The organism is Actinokineospora sp., from assembly GCF_050699995.1.
Taxonomy (GTDB): Bacteria; Actinomycetota; Actinomycetes; order Mycobacteriales; family Pseudonocardiaceae; genus Actinokineospora.
In genome coordinates, this window is the sequence record NZ_JBOHGC010000673.1 from 1 (window position 1) to 4,359 (window position 4,359).

The window sequence follows — 4,359 nt, forward strand, 5'->3', positions numbered from 1 at the left end:
CCCCCGCCACTCTTGGAGGTAGACGTGGCCACGCTGCTACAGCAGCTTATTAACGGCCTCGTGCTGGGCGGCTTGATCGCGCTCATCGCGCTGGGCTACACGATGGTGTACGGCATCATCCAGTTGATCAACTTCGCTCACGGCGAGGTCTTCATGGTGGGCGGGTTCGCCTCGCTCGCCACCTATTCCTACATTCTTCCCGAGAGCTGGAAGAGCGACTGGTGGGTCGCGCTCCCGCTGATGGCTCTCGGCGGTGCGATTGTCGCCGTTGTCCTCTCGGTGATCATTGAACGGTTCGCCTACCGGCCGCTGCGCAACGCGCCGCGACTGGCGCCGTTGATCACCGCATTGGGTGTCTCGGTGGTTCTCAAGGAAGCAGTCCGCCTGTGGTACCCGGGCGCGACCGCTCCGGTCCCCTTCCCGCGAGTCTTCGTTGACGAGCAGTACACCTGGAATGTCTTCGGTGGCACGGTCACGATCGGCTCCACCGCCATCCTGATGATCGCCGTGTCGGTCATCGGCGCGGTGATCCTGCAGACCTACATCACCAAGTCGCGGATGGGTCGCGCGATGCGCGCCACCGCGCAGGACCCGGATACCGCCCGCCTCATGGGCGTCAACCCGAACCGCACCATCGTGCTGACCTTCGTCATCGGCGCGGCGCTCGCGGGCATCGCGGGCGTGCTCTACGGCATCCAGATCACCAACGTCGACACCGAGGTCGGCTTCCTCTACGGCATCTTCGCCTTCACCGCGGCCGTGCTCGGCGGCGTCGGCAGCATCAAGGGTGCGGTGATCGGAGGCTTCGCCATCGGCCTCATCAAGTCGCTGTCGGGTCAGTACATGCCGGGTGGAACCCAGTACGACCTGGTGTGGATCTTCGTCATCTTGATCGTGGTGCTGGTCTTCCGGCCGCAGGGTCTGTTCGGTGAGCCGGAAAGGGTGCGCGCATGAGCGAGTTTACGAGCAAATCAGTGTCACAGTGCGCTGGCGTAGCCTGCCACCGAGCGTGCGAGGTGGCGGAATGAGCCTCAAAGACGTTCTGACGCCCGCCATCGCCCGCACGCTGATCATCGTCGGCGGCGTGCTCGCGATCATCTCGGCCTTGCTGCCGTGGGCGACTTTCACGCTCAACGAGGGCGCCTACCCGGACAAGGCGACGCTGCAGTTCTTCGACGCCCCGTTCGCGGTGAGCGGCTTCCGCCTGCACACACTGCTCGTCGGTGTCGCTGTCCTGGTCGTGGCGTTCGCGCCGTTGAAGGTTCGCAACCGGGTGCAGCGCGCGCTCGGCTGGGGCCTGATCGGCATCGCCGTGATCAACACCCTGTTCATCCTGGGCCACGGCGGCGGCCTCGGCGCCATCACCGCCATCGACGGCAACTTCGCCTTCGGCGGAATCATCGCCATCGTCGCGGGCGTGCTGATCGCGGTGTCCGCCGGCTCGGGCACGATCGAGCCCATTCCGCACTGGAACACCAAGGTCCCCACCCTGGTCGCCTACGCGGCACTTGTCGTCTCATTCGTCTCCCTGCTGCTCGTGGTCGCCATGATGCTCAACGCCGGTGGGCAGGGCGGTGTCGGCAACCCGTACGCGGGTCCGATCTTCCTGTCCCTGCTGGCGTTCCTGGCCGGCGTGCTCGGAGCCCTGCACGGGATCGGCCTCACCGGCTGGATCTCCAGGTTGTCCGACGACCACAAGTGGTTCAGTGTCGTCGTGCTGCTGCTCGTCGCCCTGGCGCTGCCGTTCACCGAGGCGGGCACCGACTACTGGATGACCACCGCGGCCAACATCGGCGTCTACGCCGCGACCGCGATCGGTCTGAACATCGTCGTCGGCCTCGCCGGTCTGCTCGACCTCGGCTATGTCGCGTTCCTTGGCATCGGCGCGTTCGTCGCGGCGAACTTCTCCGGTGCCGCCGCCGCGAAGATGGGCTTTGAGCTCCCCTTCGTCGTGGCCGCGATCATCGCCGCGATCGTCGCGGGCATCTTCGGCGCGGTGGTCGGCTCGCCGACACTGCGGGTCCGAGGTGACTACCTGGCGATCGTGACGTTGGCCTTCGGTGAGATCTTCAAGAAGTCGGCGCAGAACGACATCGGTGGCCTCACCGGTGGCGCGAACGCGATCCCGGGCGTGCCCGCGATCAACTGGTTCGGCCTCGGCTTCGACAAGCCGCTGGAGATCGCCGGATTCAAGCTGCCTTCCGGCGTCCTGTACTACGTGCTGATCATCGTGCTCGTCGCGTTGGTGATGGTCGTCTTCGCGAACCTCAAGAACTCGCGCATCGGCCGTTCCTGGATCGCGATCCGCGAGGACGAGGACGCGGCGCGGGCCATGGGCATCAAGACCGGGCAGGCGAAGATCCTCGCCTTCATGATCGGCGCCACCCTGGCCGGTCTGGCCGGTGCGGTGTTCGCGCACAAGACCTCGACGGTCGCCTACGACAGCTTCCAGTTCATCGAGTCGGTGACGCTGCTCGCGGCGGTCATCCTCGGCGGCATGGGGTCGATCCCTGGCGCCGTGCTCGGTGCGGCGCTGCTGTTGGTGCTGCCGGAGAAGCTGCGAGAGTTCTCCGACTACCGCCTGATCCTGTTCGGGCTGGCGCTGGTGCTGATCATGCGGTTCCGCCCGCAAGGCCTGGTGCCCGACCGGCACCGACGGGCCGAGTTGGCCAATGAGGGCGCCGAAGGGGTGCCGATCGAGGAGCTCAACGTGGCTGACGACACTCCCGGCGGCAAGACGGAGGTGGCCCGATGAGCACCACACCAGTGTTGTCGGCGTCCAACGTCACCATGATCTTCGGCGGTCTGACCGCGCTCAAGGACGTCAACATCGAGCTGCACGAGGGCCAGATCCTCGGACTGATCGGTCCCAACGGCGCGGGCAAGACCACGTTCTTCAACTGCCTCACCGGTCTCTACACCCCGACTCGCGGCTCGGTCCGGCTCAACGGGCGCACGCTGCCCAGCGACCCGGCCCAGGTCACCGTCGCCGGTGTGGCGCGCACGTTCCAGAACATCCGGCTGTTCCCCAGCATGACCGCGCTGGAGAACGTCCTGGTGGGACGGCACTCGAGGATGAAGCAGGGCCCGATCGCGTCGCTGTTCCACGGCCCGGCCTTCAAGAAGGGCGAGGCCGCGGCGAAGGAGCGCGGCCTGGAGCTGCTCGACTTCGTCGGACTGTCCGGTTTGGACGACGAGCTTGCGCGGAACCTGCCCTACGGCGACCAGCGCCGCCTGGAGATCGCCCGAGCACTGGCCACCGATCCGGCGGTCCTGCTGCTCGACGAGCCCACGGCGGGCATGAACCCGCAGGAGACCGAGGCAGCCCGTCAGCTGATCTTCGCGATCCGCGACTTGGGCATCGCTGTGGTGGTCATCGAGCACGACACGAAGTTCATCTTCTCGCTGTGCGACCACGTCTCGGTGCTCGTGCAGGGCGAACTGCTCGTGGAAGGCTCGCCCGACGTAGTCCGCGGTGACCCCCGGGTTATCGAGGCCTACCTGGGCAAGCCACCGGAGGAGGTCCAGGCGGAGGTCGAGGGCTACGCGGCGGAGACGTCCGCTGAGCGCACGTCCGTCATGGAGCCCATCCGCGATCCACGTCCCAACGAGGGAGGACAGCAGTGACCGCACTGCTCGAGGTACGCAACCTCAGCGTCGCCTACGGCGCGATCGAAGCCGTCCGGGACGTCTCGTTCTCCGTCGAAGAGGGCCAGATCGTCAGCCTCATCGGCAGCAACGGCGCGGGCAAGACGACCACGCTGCGCACCGTCTCCGGGCTGCTCCGGCTGAAGGCGGGCGACATCCTGTTCGAGGGGAAGTCGATCGCCAACGCGGACGCGCACGAGATCCTGGAGCGGGGCGTCGCGCACTGTCCCGAGGGCCGCAGGCTCTTCGGCCGGATGACGGTCGAGGAGAACCTGCAGCTCGGCGCCTATGTCCGCAAGGACGCGGGTGTCGCGAAGGACATGGAGCGGGTCTACGAGCTGTTCCCGGTGCTCGGTCAGCGCCGCCAGCTGAAGGCGGGCTTGTTCTCCGGTGGTGAGCAGCAGATGCTCGCCATCGGCCGGGCGATGATGGCGAAGCCGCGCCTGCTCATGCTCGACGAGCCCTCGATGGGTCTGTCGCCGATCATGACGCAGCGCATTTTCGACACCATCAAGGAACTGCAGGCCCAGGGCACGACCATCCTGTTGGTCGAGCAGAACGCTTTGGCGGCTCTCGCCCAGTCCGACCGCGGTTACGTGGTCGACCTGGGACGCACGACGCTGGAAGGCCCGGGTCACGACCTGCTGGCTGACTCCCGTGTCCGCGCGGCCTACCTCGGCGAGGACTAGGTTTAACCGGCTAAAGCAGCGA

4 protein-coding genes are annotated in these 4,359 nt (G+C 66.6%); all 4 read left to right on the forward strand.

Annotation, left to right across the window (positions count from 1 at the left end):
- Positions 1-24: 24 nt before the first annotated feature.
- The 4 genes from ACRDSQ_RS33025 (at position 25) to ACRDSQ_RS33040 (ending at position 4,337) form a co-directional block, all read left to right on the forward strand.
- The gene (locus ACRDSQ_RS33025; RefSeq protein ID WP_431426618.1) at positions 25-954 is read left to right on the forward strand and encodes a branched-chain amino acid ABC transporter permease; all 930 of its coding nucleotides are present in this window, start codon (positions 25-27) and stop codon (positions 952-954) included.
- Positions 955-1,024: 70 nt separating this feature from the next.
- A complete protein-coding gene (locus ACRDSQ_RS33030; RefSeq protein ID WP_431426620.1) occupies positions 1,025-2,755 on the forward strand; it encodes a branched-chain amino acid ABC transporter permease in 1,731 nt (576 codons plus the stop codon).
- Entirely contained in the window at positions 2,752-3,627 is an 876-nt protein-coding gene (locus ACRDSQ_RS33035) for an ABC transporter ATP-binding protein (RefSeq protein WP_431426622.1), read from the forward strand. Before ACRDSQ_RS33030 ends, ACRDSQ_RS33035 begins: the two co-directional genes overlap by 4 nt.
- Positions 3,624-4,337, forward strand: a complete 714-nt coding sequence (locus tag ACRDSQ_RS33040) for an ABC transporter ATP-binding protein (protein WP_431426623.1) — start codon at positions 3,624-3,626, stop codon at positions 4,335-4,337. The genes ACRDSQ_RS33035 and ACRDSQ_RS33040 overlap by 4 nt, the downstream gene beginning before the upstream one ends.
- The last annotated feature ends 22 nt before the right edge of the window (positions 4,338-4,359 follow it).